The 16,995-nt window shown below is 70.5% G+C and carries 14 protein-coding genes, 2 pseudogenes and 1 riboswitch; of the genes and pseudogenes, 14 read left to right on the plus strand and 2 right to left on the minus strand.

All coding sequences use genetic code 11. The annotated features are described in order from the left end of the window. Window positions 1-69: 69 nt before the first annotated feature. The 4 genes and pseudogenes from ACH4VX_RS13400 to ACH4VX_RS13415 all read left to right on the plus strand — a co-directional run. Window positions 70-1,848 (plus strand): annotated as a pseudogene (locus tag ACH4VX_RS13400) (recombinase family protein); the annotation flags it as partial. A 144-nt stretch (window positions 1,849-1,992) separates the two neighbouring features. Then, a pseudogene (locus tag ACH4VX_RS13405) lies at window positions 1,993-2,370 on the plus strand (DNA-protecting protein DprA); the annotation flags it as partial. Window positions 2,371-2,652: 282 nt separating this feature from the next. Then, window positions 2,653-3,495, plus strand: a complete 843-nt coding sequence (gene whiG / locus ACH4VX_RS13410) for an RNA polymerase sigma factor WhiG (protein WP_398367521.1) — start codon at window positions 2,653-2,655, stop codon at window positions 3,493-3,495. 91 nt (window positions 3,496-3,586) lie between these two features. Continuing rightward, window positions 3,587-4,144 carry a TetR/AcrR family transcriptional regulator gene (locus tag ACH4VX_RS13415; protein ID WP_398367605.1) on the plus strand — a complete coding sequence of 186 codons (558 nt, stop codon included), beginning with the start codon at window positions 3,587-3,589 and terminating at the stop codon, window positions 4,142-4,144. A gap of 313 nt (window positions 4,145-4,457) precedes the next feature. On the opposite strand, the gene ACH4VX_RS13420 is transcribed toward ACH4VX_RS13415, so the two are convergent. After that, window positions 4,458-5,057, minus strand: a complete 600-nt coding sequence (locus tag ACH4VX_RS13420) for a M23 family metallopeptidase (protein ID WP_398367522.1) — start codon at window positions 5,055-5,057, stop codon at window positions 4,458-4,460. Window positions 5,058-5,339: 282 nt separating this feature from the next. On the opposite strand from ACH4VX_RS13420, the gene rpsB reads away from it, so the two are divergent. The 10 genes from rpsB to ACH4VX_RS13470 all read left to right on the plus strand — a co-directional run bounded on the left by rpsB (window position 5,340) and on the right by ACH4VX_RS13470 (window position 16,226). Continuing rightward, window positions 5,340-6,287: a 30S ribosomal protein S2 gene (gene rpsB / locus ACH4VX_RS13425; protein WP_398367523.1), complete on the plus strand. Its 948-nt coding sequence runs from the start codon at window positions 5,340-5,342 to the stop codon at window positions 6,285-6,287. Window positions 6,288-6,444: 157 nt separating this feature from the next. Then, window positions 6,445-7,281: a translation elongation factor Ts gene (gene tsf / locus ACH4VX_RS13430; RefSeq protein ID WP_398367524.1), complete on the plus strand. Its 837-nt coding sequence runs from the start codon at window positions 6,445-6,447 to the stop codon at window positions 7,279-7,281. A 186-nt stretch (window positions 7,282-7,467) separates the two neighbouring features. Next, window positions 7,468-8,226 carry a UMP kinase gene (gene pyrH / locus ACH4VX_RS13435; RefSeq protein ID WP_030866081.1) on the plus strand — a complete coding sequence of 253 codons (759 nt, stop codon included), beginning with the start codon at window positions 7,468-7,470 and terminating at the stop codon, window positions 8,224-8,226. A 121-nt stretch (window positions 8,227-8,347) separates the two neighbouring features. Continuing rightward, on the plus strand, window positions 8,348-8,905 hold the full coding sequence (frr, locus tag ACH4VX_RS13440) for a ribosome recycling factor (RefSeq protein WP_131559753.1): 558 nt from the start codon (window positions 8,348-8,350) through the stop codon (window positions 8,903-8,905). Continuing rightward, the gene (locus ACH4VX_RS13445) at window positions 8,905-10,029 is read left to right on the plus strand and encodes a phosphatidate cytidylyltransferase (RefSeq protein ID WP_398367525.1); all 1,125 of its coding nucleotides are present in this window, start codon (window positions 8,905-8,907) and stop codon (window positions 10,027-10,029) included. The genes frr and ACH4VX_RS13445 overlap by 1 nt, the downstream gene beginning before the upstream one ends. Before the next feature lie 303 nt (window positions 10,030-10,332). Further along, a complete protein-coding gene (gene rlmN / locus ACH4VX_RS13450) occupies window positions 10,333-11,439 on the plus strand; it encodes a 23S rRNA (adenine(2503)-C(2))-methyltransferase RlmN (RefSeq protein ID WP_398367526.1) in 1,107 nt (368 codons plus the stop codon). Between the two features lie 24 nt (window positions 11,440-11,463). Then, window positions 11,464-11,569, plus strand: a riboswitch (TPP riboswitch). 80 nt (window positions 11,570-11,649) lie between these two features. After that, window positions 11,650-12,735, plus strand: coding sequence for a thiamine ABC transporter substrate binding subunit (locus ACH4VX_RS13455; RefSeq protein ID WP_398367527.1), 1,086 nt, complete (start codon window positions 11,650-11,652; stop codon window positions 12,733-12,735). A 47-nt stretch (window positions 12,736-12,782) separates the two neighbouring features. Next, complete coding sequence (locus ACH4VX_RS13460) at window positions 12,783-14,384, plus strand: ABC transporter permease (protein ID WP_398367606.1); 1,602 nt, start codon at window positions 12,783-12,785, stop codon at window positions 14,382-14,384. Beyond that, window positions 14,385-15,404 (plus strand): ABC transporter ATP-binding protein, encoded by a 1,020-nt coding sequence (locus ACH4VX_RS13465; RefSeq protein WP_398367528.1) that lies wholly within the window; start codon window positions 14,385-14,387, stop codon window positions 15,402-15,404. A gap of 24 nt (window positions 15,405-15,428) precedes the next feature. Next, a complete protein-coding gene (locus ACH4VX_RS13470) occupies window positions 15,429-16,226 on the plus strand; it encodes a maleylpyruvate isomerase family mycothiol-dependent enzyme (protein ID WP_398367529.1) in 798 nt (265 codons plus the stop codon). Between the two features lie 66 nt (window positions 16,227-16,292). Here the strand turns inward: ACH4VX_RS13470 and ACH4VX_RS13475 are convergent, their stop codons facing one another. Continuing rightward, window positions 16,293-16,979 (minus strand): LAETG motif-containing sortase-dependent surface protein, encoded by a 687-nt coding sequence (locus tag ACH4VX_RS13475; RefSeq protein WP_398367530.1) that lies wholly within the window; start codon window positions 16,977-16,979, stop codon window positions 16,293-16,295. Between the last annotated feature and the right edge of the window lie 16 nt (window positions 16,980-16,995).

The following is a 16,995-nucleotide window of genomic DNA, read 5'->3' on the forward strand; positions in this document are numbered from 1 at the left end:
CCCCGGCCGGGCCGCAACGCTGAGAACTAAGGAGAGAAACCCAGCGTGAACCAGCAAAGCACGGCGGTCATGAGGGCCGCCATCCTGGAGCGCGTCAGCACCGAGGAGCAGACGCGCGGCTACGGCCTCGACGTTCAAGACGACGCCTGCCGGGCCTACGTCGAGAGCAAGGGCTGGCGGCTGCACGACGTCTATAAGGACGAGGGCGTCAGTGGCTCGCTGACCAAGCGCCCCGGCTTCGATCGGCTGATGGCCGACGTGAAGGCCGGCTTGGTCGACGTGGTCGTGGTCCACAAGTTCGACCGAGTCGGCCGGACGGGTCGCGCCTTCTGGCGGTGGGTCTGGCAGCTCGAAGACCTCGAAACCGCGATCGTGTCGGTCACCCAGGACATCGACACCACCACCACGCACGGCAAGTTCATGTTGCAGCAGTACGCGGCCCTCGCGGAGATGGAGTACAACCTGATCCGCGAGCGCACCCAGGGCGGTCTCCAGAAGAAGGCCGAATCGGGCGGGTGGCCTGGGGGTGCACCGCCGTACGGCTACCGCATCGAGGGCAAGGGCAAGCGCGGGTCGTTCCTGGTCATCGACGAACACGAGGCGGCCATCTTGAAGGCCGCGCGCACGATGGCCGTAGAAGAGGGACTGAACACGCGCGAGATGGCACAGCGGCTCAACGCGCTCGGGATGCTCACCCGATCCGGTAAGCCCTGGTCGCACTCGAACCTTCGGGCCAAGCTCATCAGCGAATCGACGCTCAAGGCGGTCGTGACCTTCCGGAACCCGAACCGGGCACACGCCGGACACGGCGCAGCCCTTAATAAGGACGGAACGGCCAAGCATGGGCCGACCGTCACCATCAAGCTGGACCCGATCTTCACGCCGGAGGAGGCCGCCGACCTCGGCCGGGCCATGGGGCGGCTCGGCAACGGCAAGCCCAAACCGAAGCCGCAGGGCTACCCGCTCTCGAAGCGACTGTTCAACGAACACACCGGTTGCAACTCGCATCACGTCGGCATGGCGCGCACCAGCCGCCCGGGTCGCTGGTACCGCTGCACCGGGCTGGCCGCGAAGTACCCGGGGGACCCGACGTGCGCCTGCAAGATGGTGGACGCTGACGCGATGGAGGCCGCCGTCTGGGGCGAGGTGGTCAACCTGCTGGGGGACCCGGAACGCCTGAAGGCGATGGCCGCCGAGTGGGTCGGCATGGCCCAGGGCGACCAGACCAACCACGCCGACCGGATCGCCGACCTGGACCGCCAGATCAAGGAGCGCGAGCAGGCCATCACCACCACCGTCACCGACTACGCCAAGGCGGGTCTTCCGGCGGTTGCTGTGCAGGCGGCCACCCGCGCACTGACCGAGGAGCTGGAGCAGCTCCAGGCGATGCGCGACGAGGCCGCCCAGTGGATGGAGGAGACCGAGGCCACCGCGCAGCGTGCGCGCGACCTGGAAGCGCTGGCGACCGTGGCGCGCACCCGGCTGGCCGACATGGACCCCGCCGAGCAGGCCGAGGTCTTGGCACTGCTGGACGTGCGGGTCACCATTACCGGGCCGGTGCCCAAGCCCAAGCTCGGGCTGTCGTGCTCAATGGCGGAGTGGTTCAAGGAACATGACCGGCTGGTGCCGGACGGGCTGACCGACGAGGCGTGGGCCCTGGTCGAGCCGATCGTGAAGGCGTGGGAGCCGGAGCACCCGAACCGTCGGCTCATCCCGAGCCGCCCGATGCTCGACGCAATGTTCTACAAGGCGCGCACCGGGTGCCGCTGGGAGGACCTGCCCGAGCGGTTCGGCCTGTGGAAGAGCATCCACAGCCGTTACAAGCGGTGGCGCACTGAAGGCGTCTGGGACGCGATCATGGCCGTCCTGCCGAACACGGGTCAGCCAGTGTGGACGCCGTCCCTGGTGCCGCCGTTCCGGGTGGAGGGCCGTGTGGACCCGCGCGTCTTGACCGACGCCGATACGGGAGCCGAAGCGGCACCTGCAGAAACAGGCGTCCCGGGGCCGGCCACCAGCGGACTCTCCGCCGGGGTGCACGAGCTGCTGCGGCAGGACGCGGTGCTGGTCACCGATGCCGCCGAGGTCGTCGAGCTGGTCGGCGACATGGGCGAACTCGCGCCGGAACGCCGGGGGCCGGTGCTGCCCCGGGACCTGCTCGACCCGGCCGGACAACAGGTCCTCGCCGCGCTGCCGGGGCGCGGAACGGCCCGGCCGGAGGAGATCGCGCTCGCCGCGCAGACCACCCCGGACGACGCGATCGCGCGACTGTACGAACTGCGAGCACTTGGTTACGTCGAACGACACGGCGACGGCTGGAAGTTGACGCGCCAGGCGACGATCCCGGTCCGGGACGGTCCCGAGCCCTGCTGACACAGCGTGTTCGGCCGTCCGGGGGAACCCCGACATCCCTTGGAATTTACGTCAGTTGGGCTACCCCGTCGATCACTCAGAGCGACGGGTGTGCCCCGGTGGAACGGCACCCGGAACGCATCTGCGCACGGTCCTACCTCCCTTCTTCGCACACCGCGACGCCGCAGTCACGCTACGCTCACGAGGGTCCCGACACGGACAGGCAAGGACAGGCACCCAGACATCGGACAGACAGCGCACCCAGGCAGCACCAGTCCACGGCAGAACGGCACAAGGCGACGAATGCCCCAGCACACCTCCGGGTCCGACCGGGCGGCGATCCCCCCAGCCGCCCGCGACGGTGGCAGCGTGCGGCCGCCCGCTCCCTCGACGCTCGACGAGCTGTGGCGGTCGTACAAGGCGACGGGGGAAGAACGGCTGCGGGAACAGCTGATCCTGCACTACTCGCCGCTGGTGAAATACGTCGCCGGCCGGGTCAGCGTGGGGCTGCCGCCCAATGTCGACCAGGCGGACTTCGTCTCCTCCGGGGTCTTCGGGCTGATCGACGCGATCGAGAAGTTCGACGTCGACCGGGAGATCAAGTTCGAGACCTACGCGATCACCCGCATCCGGGGCGCGATGATCGACGAGCTGCGGGCGCTGGACTGGATCCCGCGCTCGGTACGGCAGAAGGCGCGCAACGTGGAGCGCGCCTACGCCACGCTGGAGGCGCGGCTGCGGCGCACCCCCTCCGAGAGCGAGGTCGCCGGCGAGATGGGTATCGCCGTGGACGAGCTGCACGCGGTTTTCAGCCAGTTGTCGCTCGCGAACGTCGTCGCCCTGGAGGAGCTGCTGCACGTCGGGGGCGAGAGCGGCGACCGGCTGAGTCTGATGGACACCCTGGAGGACACCGCCGCGGACAATCCGGTGGAGGTGGCCGAGGACCGGGAGCTGCGGAGATTCCTCGCGCGGGCCATCAACACACTGCCGGACCGGGAGAAGACGGTGGTCACCCTGTACTACTACGAGGGCCTCACCCTCGCCGAGATCGGCAATGTACTGGGCGTGACCGAGAGCCGGGTCAGCCAGATCCACACCAAGTCCGTGCTGCAGCTGCGCGCGAAGCTGGCGGGTTTCGGCCGCTGAGCCCGGCGGACGCGGAGCCGGCCGATCCCCTGGCCGCCAGGGGCGGGGCGTCCGTAAAGTGGACGACGTGCCAAGGATTCGAGCGGCCTCCGTGGCCGAGCACCGGTCGATGCAGCGAGCCGCCCTGCTGGACGCGGCACGCTCCCTGCTGTCCGAGGGCGGGACGGAGGCACTGACCTTCCCGGCCCTCGCCGAGCGCACCGGCCTCGCGCGCTCGTCCGTGTACGAGTACTTCCGCTCGCGGGCCGCCGTGGTCGAGGAGCTGTGCGAGGTCGACTTCCCGGTCTGGGCGGCGGAGGTCGAGGCGACGATGGCGGTCGCCGACGGTGCCGAGGCCAAGATCGAGGCGTACGTCCGCAAGCAGCTGGAACTGGTCGGGGACCGACGGCACCGCGCCGTGGTCGCGATCTCCGCGAGCGAACTCGACGCCGGCGCCCGGGAGAAGATCCGCGCGGCCCACGGCGGACTCATCGCGATGATCGTCGAGGCCCTGGCGGACCTGGGCCATGCCGAGCCCCGCCTCGCGGCGATGCTCCTCCAGGGTGTGGTCGACGCGGCCGTACGCCGCATCGAGCTGGGCGCGGCGGAGCACCCGGACGCGATCACGGAAGCGGCGGTCTCGATGGCACTCCGGGGCGTACGGGGCTGACGGGCGTGTTATCGGGCCCGGCGCGGGTCACCTCTCCGGAGGCCGCTCGGCGGCGATTCCCGGATCCGGCCGCCTGAGGATCCGGCCGTGCCGGGCCCGGCTGTTCCGGTTGTTCCGGCTGTTCCCGGCCGGTGCGGTGCGGCGCGTCATCGGGAGTCACGGGGCCCGCGGCCGAGTCGGCGCACGCCGGTCCGGGACGGCCTTCCCCGGGTGACCGGCTGCACGCATCCAGGAGGGCGGGAACCGCACGCGGGCCGGTCGCACCTGGGACGGCCCCGCCCCGACCGCACCGACACGAGATGTCCCGTACGCCTCAGTCCGGCACCGGTACCCCCAGCACCGGCAGCAGTCTCGACGGGCCCCTGCGCAGGAGCCGCGGGGGCAGCAGGGTGAGCGGATTCAGGTAGGTGTCACCCCTCAGCAGGCCCCAGTGGACGCATGGGGCCGCGCAGTGGGAGCCCGTGAGGGCCACCGTGCCGATCACCTCGCCCGCCGTCACCTCGTCGTCCTCGGTCACCGACGCGCGGACCGGTTCGTAGGTGGTGCGCAACGGCGGGTCACCCGTACCGGTCAGCTCCACCGAGACGACGCCCTTTCCGGCCACCCGGCCCGCGAAGGAGACCCGGCCCGCCGCCACCGCCCGTACCGGTGTCCCCGGTGGAGCCGCCAGGTCCACGCCCCGGTGTCCGCGCCCGTACACCGTCGCCGGCGGCTCCCAGCCGCGCAGTACCCGCGGTCGTACCCCCACCGGCCACGCCCGTCCGACGGCCGGAGTCCCGGCGTCCTCGCCCTCCGGCGTCACCGCCCCCGTCGACGACAGGCTCGACGGGGGCGGGGCCAGCAGCACCGCCAGGGTCAGGACCACCAGAAGGACCAACCGCGTACACGCCCTCGTGAATGCACTCATTCGCATGCCGCAGAGCCTTCCGGACCTCCGTGATCAGCGCCCGGACCTGTGGACCACCGCCCGGTTGTGGACAACGGCGTCACCCGGCGCCCCGCGGGTCCCGTACAATTCTGGTGGCGACCCGGGCCACCGGGTCGACTTCGCACGCCCCGACATCAGGACCGGTCACGGCCGGAACCCGGATGTCAGCGCCCCTCGGTCCTTCGTGGCAACGGCGCGTCGTGGGCGTCAGGCGCGGAAGCCGTCCGGCATCCGCGGCACAACCGAGAAATTCAAGGAGATACGGCCATGGCCGTCGTCACGATGCGGGAGCTGCTGGAAAGCGGCGTCCACTTCGGTCACCAGACCCGTCGTTGGAACCCGAAGATGAAGCGCTTCATCTTCACGGAGCGCAACGGCATCTACATCATCGACCTGCTCCAGTCGCTGTCGTACATCGACCGCGCCTACGAGTTCGTCAAGGAGACCGTCGCCCACGGCGGCACGGTCATGTTCGTCGGCACGAAGAAGCAGGCGCAGGAGGCCATCGCCGAGCAGGCCACCCGCGTCGGCATGCCCTACGTCAACCAGCGCTGGCTGGGCGGCATGCTCACCAACTTCTCGACCGTCTACAAGCGTCTGCAGCGCCTCAAGGAGCTCGAGCAGATCGACTTCGAGGACGTGGCCGCCTCCGGCCTCACCAAGAAGGAGCTGCTGGTCCTCTCCCGCGAGAAGGCCAAGCTGGAGAAGACCCTCGGCGGTATCCGCGAGATGTCCAAGGTGCCCAGCGCCGTCTGGATCGTGGACACCAAGAAGGAGCACATCGCGGTCGGCGAGGCCCGGAAGCTCAACATCCCGGTCGTCGCCATCCTCGACACCAACTGTGACCCCGACGAGGTCGACTACAAGATCCCGGGCAACGACGACGCGATCCGCTCCGTCACCCTGCTCACCCGTGTGATCGCCGACGCCGTCGCCGAGGGCCTCATCTCCCGCTCCGGTGCCGCCACCGGTGACAAGGGTGACAAGGCCGCCGGCGAGCCGCTCGCCGCGTGGGAGCGCGACCTGCTCGAGGGCGAGAAGAAGGCCGACGAGGCTGCTCCGGCCGCCGCCGAGGCCGAGAAGCCGGCTGAGGAGGCCCCCGCCGCCGAGGCCGAGAAGCCGGCTGAGGAGGCCCCCGCCGCCGAGGCCGAGAAGCCGGCTGAGGAGGCCCCCGCCGCCGAGGCAGCTCCCGCCGCCGAGGCCGAGCAGGCCTGACCGCCCAGTCAGAGCCGATGACGGCGGGAGCGGTGACATCACATCCGCTCCCGCCGTTCACCCGTAGGTCGGCGGTGCGTCGGGCACCTGCCCTCGAGCAGGTCCCTGACCTCGCGGATCTCCGATCCTCCAGACTTCGAGAAAGATTCACAGACTCATGGCGAACTACACCGCCGCCGACGTCAAGAAGCTCCGGGAGCTCACCGGCGCCGGCATGATGGACTGCAAGAAGGCGCTGGACGAGGCCGAGGGCAACGTCGAGAAGGCCGTCGAGGCGCTCCGTATCAAGGGCCAGAAGGGCGTCGCCAAGCGCGAGGGCCGCTCCGCCGAGAACGGCGCCGTGGTCTCGATCATCGCCGACGACAACTCCTCCGGCGTCCTCGTCGAGCTGAAGTGCGAGACGGACTTCGTCGCCAAGGGCGACAAGTTCCAGGCCGTGGCCACCGCCATCGCCGAGCACGTCGTCAAGACCTCCCCGGCCGACCTCGAGGCCCTGCTCGCCTCCGAGATCGAGGCCGGCAAGACCGTCCAGGCGTTCGTGGACGAGGCCAACGCCAACCTGGGCGAGAAGATCGTCCTGGACCGCTTCGCCCAGTTCGCCGACGGCTACGTGTCGGCGTACATGCACCGCACGATGCCCGACCTGCCCCCGCAGATCGGTGTCCTCGTCGAGTTCGACAAGCCGAATGCGGAGATCGCCAAGGGCGTCGCCCAGCACATCGCCGCCTTCGCGCCGAAGTACCTCTCCAAGGACGACGTGCCGGCCGAGGTCGTCGAGTCCGAGCGCCGTGTCGCCGAGGAGACCACCCGCGCCGAGGGCAAGCCCGAGGCCGCCCTGCCGAAGATCGTCGAGGGTCGCCTCAACGGCTTCTTCAAGGACGCCACGCTGCTCGGCCAGCCCTACGCGCTGGACAACAAGAAGTCCGTCCAGAAGGTCCTGGACGAGGCCGGTGTCACCCTGAAGCGCTTCACGCGCATCAAGGTCGGCATCTGAGTCCGTACCGCGACGGGCGCGCGACCCCGATAGGGTCGACAGCAGTCGTTCGGACACGCGTCCACGCGCGCGTGCCGGACGACAGCAGATCTGACGAGGAGGCCATTGCCGCATGGGATGCGAACCACGCCCCACCGGCAATGGCCTTCTTCGTATGTGCAACACGTGAAAGAGGCGGGATCCCCGATGACCACCAAGGCTGAGAAGAGCGACGACGGCAAAGTAAGCGGCCGGTTTCTGCTGAAGCTGTCCGGAGAGGCCTTCTCCGGTGGCGGGGGCCTGGGCGTCGACCCCGACGTGGTGCACGCCATCGCGCGTGAGATCGCGGCCGTCGTACGGGACGGCGCGCAGATCGCGATCGTCATCGGCGGCGGCAACTTCTTCCGCGGCGCCGAGCTCCAGGTGCGCGGCATGGACCGCGCCCGCTCCGACTACATGGGCATGCTCGGCACCGTGATGAACTGCCTCGCCCTCCAGGACTTCCTGGAGAAGGAGGGCGTCGACTGCCGCGTGCAGACCGCCATCACCATGGGGCAGGTCGCCGAGCCCTACATCCCGCTGCGCGCCGTACGGCACCTGGAGAAGGGCCGCGTGGTCATCTTCGGTGCCGGAATGGGCATGCCGTACTTCTCCACCGACACCACCGCCGCCCAGCGCGCCCTGGAGATCGACGCCGAGGCACTGCTCATGGGCAAGAACGGTGTGGACGGCGTCTACGACTCCGACCCGAAGACCAACCCGGACGCCGTGAAGTTCGACGCGCTCGGCTACGGCGAGGTCATCACCCGGGACCTGAAGGTCGCCGACGCCACGGCCGTCACGCTCTGCCGTGACAACAGCCTCCCGATCGTCGTCTTCGAGCTTCTGAAGGAGGGCAATATCGCCCGCGCCGTCAAGGGTGAGAAGATCGGCACGCTGGTGGGCGACCAAGCCGGCCGCAACTGACCGGGGGATGGACAATGTCCTGCCGGTCGGGAACCGTGCAGGAAGAAGACGCGACGCAGCCGGCCGCCGCCCCCGATGAGGAACCGCGGCCGGGCCTACTCAAGACACGCAGGAGCAAGTGGTGATCGAAGAGACCCTCCTCGAGGCCGAGGAGAAGATGGAGAAGGCCGTCGTGGTCGCCAAGGAGGACTTCGCCGCGATCCGCACCGGCCGTGCGCACCCGGCGATGTTCAACAAGATCGTGGCCGACTACTACGGCGCGCTGACGCCGATCAACCAGCTGGCCTCGTTCTCCGTGCCCGAGCCGCGCATGGCCGTGGTGACCCCGTTCGACAAGAGCGCGCTGCGTAACATCGAGCAGGCGATCCGCGACTCCGACCTGGGCGTCAACCCGAGCAACGACGGCAACATCATCCGTGTGGTGTTCCCCGAGCTCACCGAGGAGCGCCGCCGTGACTACATCAAGGTCGCCAAGACCAAGGGTGAGGACGCGAAGGTCTCCATCCGCTCCGTCCGCCGCAAGGCCAAGGACGCCATCGACAAGCTGATCAAGGACGGCGAGGTCGGCGAGGACGAGGGCCGCCGTGCGGAGAAGGAGCTCGACGACACCACCGCGAAGTACGTCGCCCAGGTGGACGAGCTCCTGAAGCACAAGGAAGCGGAGCTGCTCGAGGTCTGATGAACGAATCTTCCTGGGGGACGCCGCAGACCGGGTACTGGGGGTCGTCCGATCACGGGCCCGGCCGGGGGGCTGCCCCGGCGGGTCACGCGTACGATGCGCACAACGCGCAGCACACGCGTCCCATGCCCATCGTGCCCGACGTAACCGAACACGGCGGAGACCAGGATGTGGACCGGGGGGCCGTCCGGCTGAGCGGCCCCTTGTTCCGAGACGAGCCGACGCGGGCCCGCCCCCTTCCGGGGGAGGTGCCGCAGAATCCGGAGCCCATGCCCGACGCCCCGCAGCCGGCGCCCGCACCGCAGAAGAAGAGCGCGGGGCGCGATCTGGGTGCCGCGATAGGTGTCGGCGTCGGACTCGGCGTGGTGATCGTCGCGTCGCTGTTCGTCGTCAAGGCCGTCTTCGTCGGCGTGGTCGCCGTCGCCGTGGTGGTGGGCCTGTGGGAGCTGACGTCGCGGCTGCAGGAGCGCAAGGGCATCAAGGCGCCCTTGGTGCCGCTCGCGCTGGGCGGTGCGGCCATGGTCGTCACCGGGTACGCCCGGGGGGACGAGGGCGCGTGGGTCGCCATGGCGCTCACCGCGCTGGCGGTGCTGGTCTGGCGTATGGCGGCGCCGCCCGAGGGCTACCTCAAGGACGTCACGGCGGGCGTCTTCGCGGTGTTCTACGTGCCGTTCCTGGCGACCTTCGTCGCCATGATGCTCACCGCCGACGACGGCGCGTGGCGCGTCCTGACCTTCCTGCTGCTGACGGTCGTCAGCGACACCGGCGCGTACGCGGTCGGCTGGCGCTTCGGCAGGACCAAGCTCGCCCCGCGCATCAGCCCCGGCAAGACCCGCGAGGGCCTGCTGGGCGCGGTGACCTTCGCGATGGCCGCAGGCGCGTTGTGCATGCAGTACCTGATCGACGACGGCAGCTGGTGGCAGGGCCTGCTCCTGGGCCTCGCGGTCGCGGTCAGCGCCACACTGGGTGACCTCGGCGAGTCCATGATCAAACGCGATCTGGGCATCAAGGACATGGGCACGCTGCTTCCCGGCCATGGCGGCATCATGGACCGTCTGGACTCGCTGCTGCCCACGGCACCGGTGGTGTGGCTGTTGCTGGTGTTGTTCGTCGGGTCCGGCTGACCCGTACCCGCGTGGCCGGATTCGGGCCCCCGTCCTCTCCGGGCGGGGGTCCGCCGCTGTCCGGGAGGGCCAAGGCCGCTCCATGGCGCAGGCGAGGCGGGGGGACGACGGCAGGTACTGCGGTGACCTGCCGTGTCGATGGTGCGAGGCGCTCCTCGACCAGAAGGGCCGCCGCAGGCCGCGCCGCTACTGCGGCCCATGGCACCGCACGAAGAGCCACGTCGCCAACGTCTTCGTCGTGATCGCCGGCCTGTTCCGAGTCCGACCGGGCCACCCGTGTGGATCTGCGACACTGGTAGAGCCATGCCTAAGCCCGGAGAACTCATTTTTGTCGCGCCGCGCGGAGCCAAGAAGCCGCCGCGGCACCTTGCCGACCTCACGCCCGCCGAGCGCAAGGAGGCGGTCGCCGCGGCCGGTGAGAAGCCGTTCCGCGCCAAGCAGCTCTCGCAGCACTACTTCGCGCGGTACGCGCACGACCCGGAGCAGTGGACCGACATCCCGGCCGGTTCGCGCGGCAGGCTCCAGGAGGCACTGCTTCCCGAGCTGATGACGGTCGTACGGCATCTGTCGACCGACCAGGGCACCACCCGTAAGACGCTGTGGAAGCTGTTCGACGGGACGCTCGTCGAGTCCGTGCTCATGCGTTATCCGGACCGGGTGACGATGTGCATCAGCTCCCAGGCCGGCTGCGGCATGAACTGCCCGTTCTGCGCGACCGGGCAGGCCGGCCTCGACCGGAACCTGTCCACCGCCGAGATCGTGCACCAGATCGTGGACGGGATGCGGGCGCTCCGGGACGGCGAGGTGCCCGGTGGCCCGGCGCGGCTGAGCAACATCGTCTTCATGGGCATGGGTGAGCCGCTCGCCAACTACAACCGGGTCGTCGGGGCCATCCGTCGCCTCACCGACCCCGAGCCGGACGGGCTCGGGCTGTCCCAGCGCGGGATCACCGTGTCCACCGTCGGTCTCGTCCCGGCCATCCACCGGTTCACCGGCGAGGGCTTCAAGTGCCGGCTCGCCATCTCGCTGCACGCCCCCGACGACGAGCTGCGCGACACCCTCGTCCCCGTGAACACGCGGTGGAAGGTGCGCGAGGTCCTCGACGCCGGGTTCGAGTACGCGGCCACCTCCGGGCGGCGGCTGTCCATCGAGTACGCGCTCATCCGGGACATCAACGACCAGGCCTGGCGCGGCGACCGCCTCGGACGGATGCTCAAGGGCCGGCCGGTGCACGTCAACCTCATCCCGCTCAACCCCACGCCCGGCTCCAAGTGGACCGCCTCCCGCCCCGAGGACGAGAAGGCGTTCGTGGAGGCGATCGCCGCGCACGGCGTGCCGGTGACGATCCGGGACACCCGTGGACAGGAGATCGACGGGGCGTGTGGTCAGCTCGCCGCGAGCGAGAGGTAATGTGACTCGCGTAAGCACATCTTCATATTCCGACAGGGGAGCGCCACAGCGCTGAGAGTGCGGCACCGGCCGCAGACCCTCCGAACCTCGCCCAGGTCATTCTGGGTAGGGAGATCGGTCATCACTCGAGCTGTTGCGCCCTGCCCGGGACCTCTCAGAGGGGTCCCGGGCAGGGCCGCGTCTCTTCCTGGTCACTCCAGGAGGAATCAAGTGGGCATCACCAAGAAGGTCACGGTCCTGGCCGTCGGGCTGGGGCTGGTCACGCTGTCCGCGTGCGGGTCGTCCGACGGCGACGACTCGAGCGGGGGCGGGTCGTCCAAGACCGTGACCCTCGTCAGCCACAACTCGTGGGCCGTGTCGAAGGACGTCGTCGCCGCCTTCGAGAAGCAGTCCGGCTACCAGCTGAAGGTCCTCGAGGACGGCGACGCCGGGCAGGCCGTGAACAAGGCCATCCTCACCAAGGACAACCCCCAGGGCGATGTCTTCTTCGGCGTCGACAACACCCTGCTCTCCCGCGCCCTCGACAACGGGCTGTTCCAGCCGTACGAGGCGAAGGGCTCCGATCTGATCCTGCCCGAGTACCGGGTGGACCAGGACAAGCACCGGGTCACCCCCGTCGACAGCGGTGACGTCTGCGTCAACTACGACAAGGCGTGGTTCAGCGAGCACGGCCTGACCCCGCCGAAGAGCCTCGACGACCTGGTCGAGCCCGAGTACAAGGACCTCCTCGTCACCGAGAACGCCTCCACCTCCTCGCCCGGCCTCGGCTTCCTGCTCGGCACGGCAGCCGAGTACGGCGACGAGGGCTGGCAGGACTACTGGAAGAAGCTCAGGGCCAACGGCGTGAAGGTGGTCGACGGCTGGGAGCAGGCCTACAACGAGGAGTTCTCCGGCTCGGCCGGCGGCAGGAAGGCCAAGGCCGACCGTCCGCTGGTGGTGTCCTACGCCTCCTCGCCGCCCGCCGAGGTCATCTACGCCGACCCCAAGCCGGACACCGCCCCCACCGGCGTCGCCGAGGGCACCTGCTTCCGCCAGGTCGAGTACGCGGGCCTGCTGGACAACGCGAAGAACCCCGAGGGCGGCAAGGCGCTGCTGGACTTCCTGATCAGCAAGCGGTTCCAGGACGACATGCCGCTCAACATGTTCGTGTACCCGGTGCGGGAGGCCGCCCAGGTGCCCGAGGAGTTCGTGAAGTTCGGACCGCAGGCGAAGGACCCGCAGACGATGGACCCGGAGAAGATCGCCACCAACCGTGACCAGTGGGTCAAGTCGTGGGCCTCGCTCGTACTGAAGTGACGCGGACCGCGGCGGGGCGGCGCGGGAGCGCGGCGCGGCTCGGCCTGATGGCCGTGCCCGTCGCGTTCTTCGCCGTCTTCTTCGCCTACCCCGTCACCGCGATCGTCGCGCGCGGACTGAAGGCCGACGGGACCTGGCACCTCGGGCGGATCGGGGACGTACTGGCGCAGTCCGACGTCCGGCAGGTCCTGTGGTTCACCACCTGGCAGGCCCTGCTCTCGACCGCCCTCACCCTGCTGGTCGCCCTGCCCGGCGCGTATGTCTTCGCCCGTTTCGACTTCCCCGGCAAGCAGGTGCTGCGGGCCGTGGTCACCGTGCCGTTCGTGCTGCCGACGGTCGTCGTCGGTACGGCGTTCATGGCGCTCGTCGGACGCGGCGGACTCCTCGACGAGCTGTGGGGTCTGCGGCTGGACACCACCGTGTGGGCGATCCTGCTCGCGCACGTCTTCTTCAACTACGCCGTCGTCGTACGCACCGTGGGCGGGCTGTGGTCCCAGCTCGACCCGCGGCAGGAGGAGGCCGCGCGGATGCTCGGCGCCTCGCGGTTCGCGGCCTGGCGGACCGTCACCCTGCCCGCGCTCGCGCCCGCCGTGGCGGCGGCGGCGCTGATGGTCTTCCTGTTCACCTTCACCTCCTTCGGTGTGGTGCAGATCCTCGGCGGGCCGACTTTCTCCACCCTCGAAGTGGAGATCTACCGGCAGACCTCCGAGATCTTCGACCTGTCCACGGCCGCCGTCCTGACGATGATCCAGTTCGTTGCGGTGGGCGCGATCCTCGCCCTGCACGCCTGGACCGTACGGCGCCGGGAGACCGCGCTGCGGCTGGTGGACGCCTCGGTGACCGCACGCCGGCCGCGCGGCGCCGGGCAGTGGGCGCTGCTGGGCGGAGTCGTCGCCACCGTCGCCGTACTGCTCCTGCTGCCGCTCGCGGTGCTGGTGGAACGCTCCTTCGGGGCCGCCGGCCTCGGCTACTACCGGGAGCTGACCCGGGACGACGGGGGAGTGTTCCTGGTCGCGCCGATCGAGGCGGTCGGCAACTCGCTCCAGTACGCTGTCGCCGCCACCGCCATCGCCGTGGTGATCGGCGGCCTCGCCGCCGTGGCGCTGACCCGGCGGGACGCGGGACGGCTGGTGCGCGGCTTCGACGCGCTGCTGATGCTGCCGCTCGGGGTGTCCGCGGTGACCGTCGGCTTCGGTTTCCTGATCGCCCTCGACGAGCCGCCGCTGGACCTCCGCGCCTCCTGGATCCTGGTCCCGCTCGCGCAGGCGCTGGTCGGCGTCCCCTTCGTCGTACGGACGATGCTGCCGGTGCTGCGGGCCGTGGACGTACGGCTGCGGGAGGCGGCGGCGGTGCTCGGGGCGTCGCCGTGGCGGGCGTGGCGGGAGGTGGACCTGCCGCTGGTGCGGCGGGCGCTGCTGATCGCGGCCGGGTTCGCGTTCGCGGTGTCGCTGGGCGAGTTCGGGGCGACGGTGTTCATCGCGCGGCCGGAGAACCCCACCCTGCCGGTCGCCGTGGCGCGGCTGCTGGGGCGGCCCGGGGACCTCAACTACGGCCAGGCGATGGCCCTGTCGACGATTCTGATGATCGTGTGCGCGGTGGCGCTGCTCGTCCTCGAGCGGCTGCGGACCGACCGGACCGGGGAGTTCTAGATGCTGCTGAGCCTTCAGGCCGCGACCGTCCGCTTCGGCGGGCGGCCGGTGCTGGACGCCGTCGACCTGGGGGTCGCGGAGCACGAGATCGTGTGCGTGCTCGGTCCCAGCGGCAGCGGCAAGTCCACGCTGCTGCGGGCGGTGGCCGGACTGCAGCCCCTCGACGCCGGGCGGGTGTCGCTCGACGGGCACGACCAGTCGGGCGTGCCCGCGCACAAGCGCGGCGTCGGGCTGATGTTCCAGGACCACCAGCTCTTCCCGCAGCGGGACGTGGGCGGCAACGTCGCCTTCGGCCTGCGCATGCACGGTGCCTCGCGGGGCGAACAGGCGGACCGCGTACGGGAGTTGCTGGACCTCGTGGGACTGCCGGACGCGGCCGGACGCGCCGTCGCCGCGCTGTCCGGCGGTGAACAGCAGCGCGTGGCGCTCGCCCGAGCCCTCGCGCCCAGCCCCCGGCTGCTGATGCTCGACGAGCCGCTCGGGCAGCTCGACCGGTCGCTCAGGGAACGGCTGGTCGTCGAACTGCGCGAGCTGTTCGGCCGGTTGGGCACCACGGTGCTCGCCGTGACCCACGACCAGGGTGAGGCGTTCGCGCTGGCCGACCGGGTGGTGGTGATGCGGGACGGACGGATCGCCCAGTCCGGTACGCCGCTCGAGGTGTGGCAGCGTCCGGCCGACGCCTTCGTGGCCCGCTTCCTCGGCTTCGAGAACGTCGTCGAGGCCACGGTGGGCGACGACGTCGCGGTGACCCCCTGGGGCAAGCTCCCCGTCCCGGAAGGCGCCCCGCAGGGCACGCGGACCCTTCTCGTCCGCCCCGCCGGTGTCCGTCTGGTCCCGGCCGGTGAGGGCCTGCGCTGCACGGTGGCCGCGCGCACCTTCCGCGGCACCCATGTCACCGTCCACCTCCAGCTCGAGGACGCGCCCCGCCTGGAGGCGGCCTGCGCGCTCAGGGCCGCGCCGGAGGCCGGGGACGAGGTCGGCGTGGAGTTCGACGCGGCGGAAATCGTCGTGCTGGGATGAGCGCGGCTGCCTAGGGTGTGCGGCATGACATCACTCGCGCATGATCGCTACTGCGAGGAAATCGCACACCAGGTCGGGCAGTTGCGGACGGTCGTGACGTCCGGCGCCGATCTGTCCGGCACCGTGCCCACCACGCCCGACTGGTCCCTGGAGCAGCTCGTACGGCATACCGGCGGCGCCCTGCGCTGGGTGGACGTCATGGTGCGGACCGGGGCCGAGGACGACGTCCCCGAGGATCAGGTGCCGGGGTTCGACGGGCCCGGGGCGTGGGGCGATCCCGGCGCGCTGGACGCCTGGCTGGCGGAGTCCGGCGAGCTGGTCGTCGGCGCGCTGCGCGAGGCCGGGCCGGACGCGAAGGTGTGGAGCTGGGCAGGGATTCACAACGCCGGGTTCTGGGCCCGCCGTATGACGCACGAGGTGACCGTCCACCGCGCGGACGCCACCCTGTCCGCCGGGCTGCCCTACGAGGTCGCGCCCGAGATCGCCGCCGACGCGGTCGACGAGTGGCTGGAGATCGTGGAGTGGGCGCAGCGGACGCTGCCGGACGACACGGTGCACGACCTGCGCGGGCCCCGGCGCACCGTCCATCTGCACGCCACCGGGACCCGGCCGGAGGTTCACTCGGAGTGGCTGATCGAGCTCGGCGAGGAGGGCGTCTCCTGGCGGCGCGGCCACGAGAAGGCCACCGTCGCCCTGCGTGGCCCGCTCACCTCCGTGCTCCTCGCCTTCTACCGCCGGCTGCCGCTGGACGCCCCCGGACTCGAGGTGCTCGGCGACCGGAAGCTGCTGGAGTTCTGGCTGGAGCGGGCGACGTTCGGCTGAGCCGCCGGCGACGGAAGCGGCCCGCCCCCGGGAAAGGGGACGGGCCGCCACTGCGTGCGTGAGGCGTCAGCGCTGGCTGTTCGCCCCGCGGCGGCGCATGCCGAAGAAGACCGCGCCACCGCCGGCCACGACCAGGGCGGCCGCGATGCCGGCGATCAGACCGGTGTTGGAGTCGGCACCGGTCTCGGCGAGGTTCGACTCACCGGCCGGGGACGGCGCGTTGCTCGCGGTGTCCGCCGGAGCGGTGCTCTCGCTCTCCGACTCCGAAGGGGCCGGCTCGGGCTCCTCGGCCGGGGTGGAGGAGGACTCCGACGGAGTCGGCTTGGGCTCCTCCTCGGCCGGGGGCTCCTCTTCCTCCGTCTTGCAGGCCGTCGCCGGAGTGACCAGGTTCGGCTTGATGTCCTCGTCGACGTAGGGCTTCGCGTCGACGTGGATGCGGTACTCGGCGTTCGGCTTCCAGTCCTCCTCGAAGGTGATGGTGGTGCCCTCAGCGGTGCCCTTGACCACCTGCTCGCCGACCTGCTTGTCCTGCAGGAACACGGTGATGGTGGCGGGGACGCCGGCCGGGTCCTTGTCGGTGACGGTGATGACGCCCTTGTCACCGACGCACTTGGCCTCGGCCGAGAACTCGGTGATGTTGCAGGCCGCCGCGCTGCCGGCGACGCCGATCGCGAGGGCGGCGGACGCGGAGACGACACCGAGGACGCGCACGGAGCGCGCGACGGTACGGCGGGATACGGACAGAACTGCCACGTTTGTCCTTACGGGA

It is taken from the genome of Streptomyces sp. NPDC020731, assembly GCF_044334705.1.
Lineage (GTDB): Bacteria > Actinomycetota > Actinomycetes > Streptomycetales > Streptomycetaceae > Streptomyces.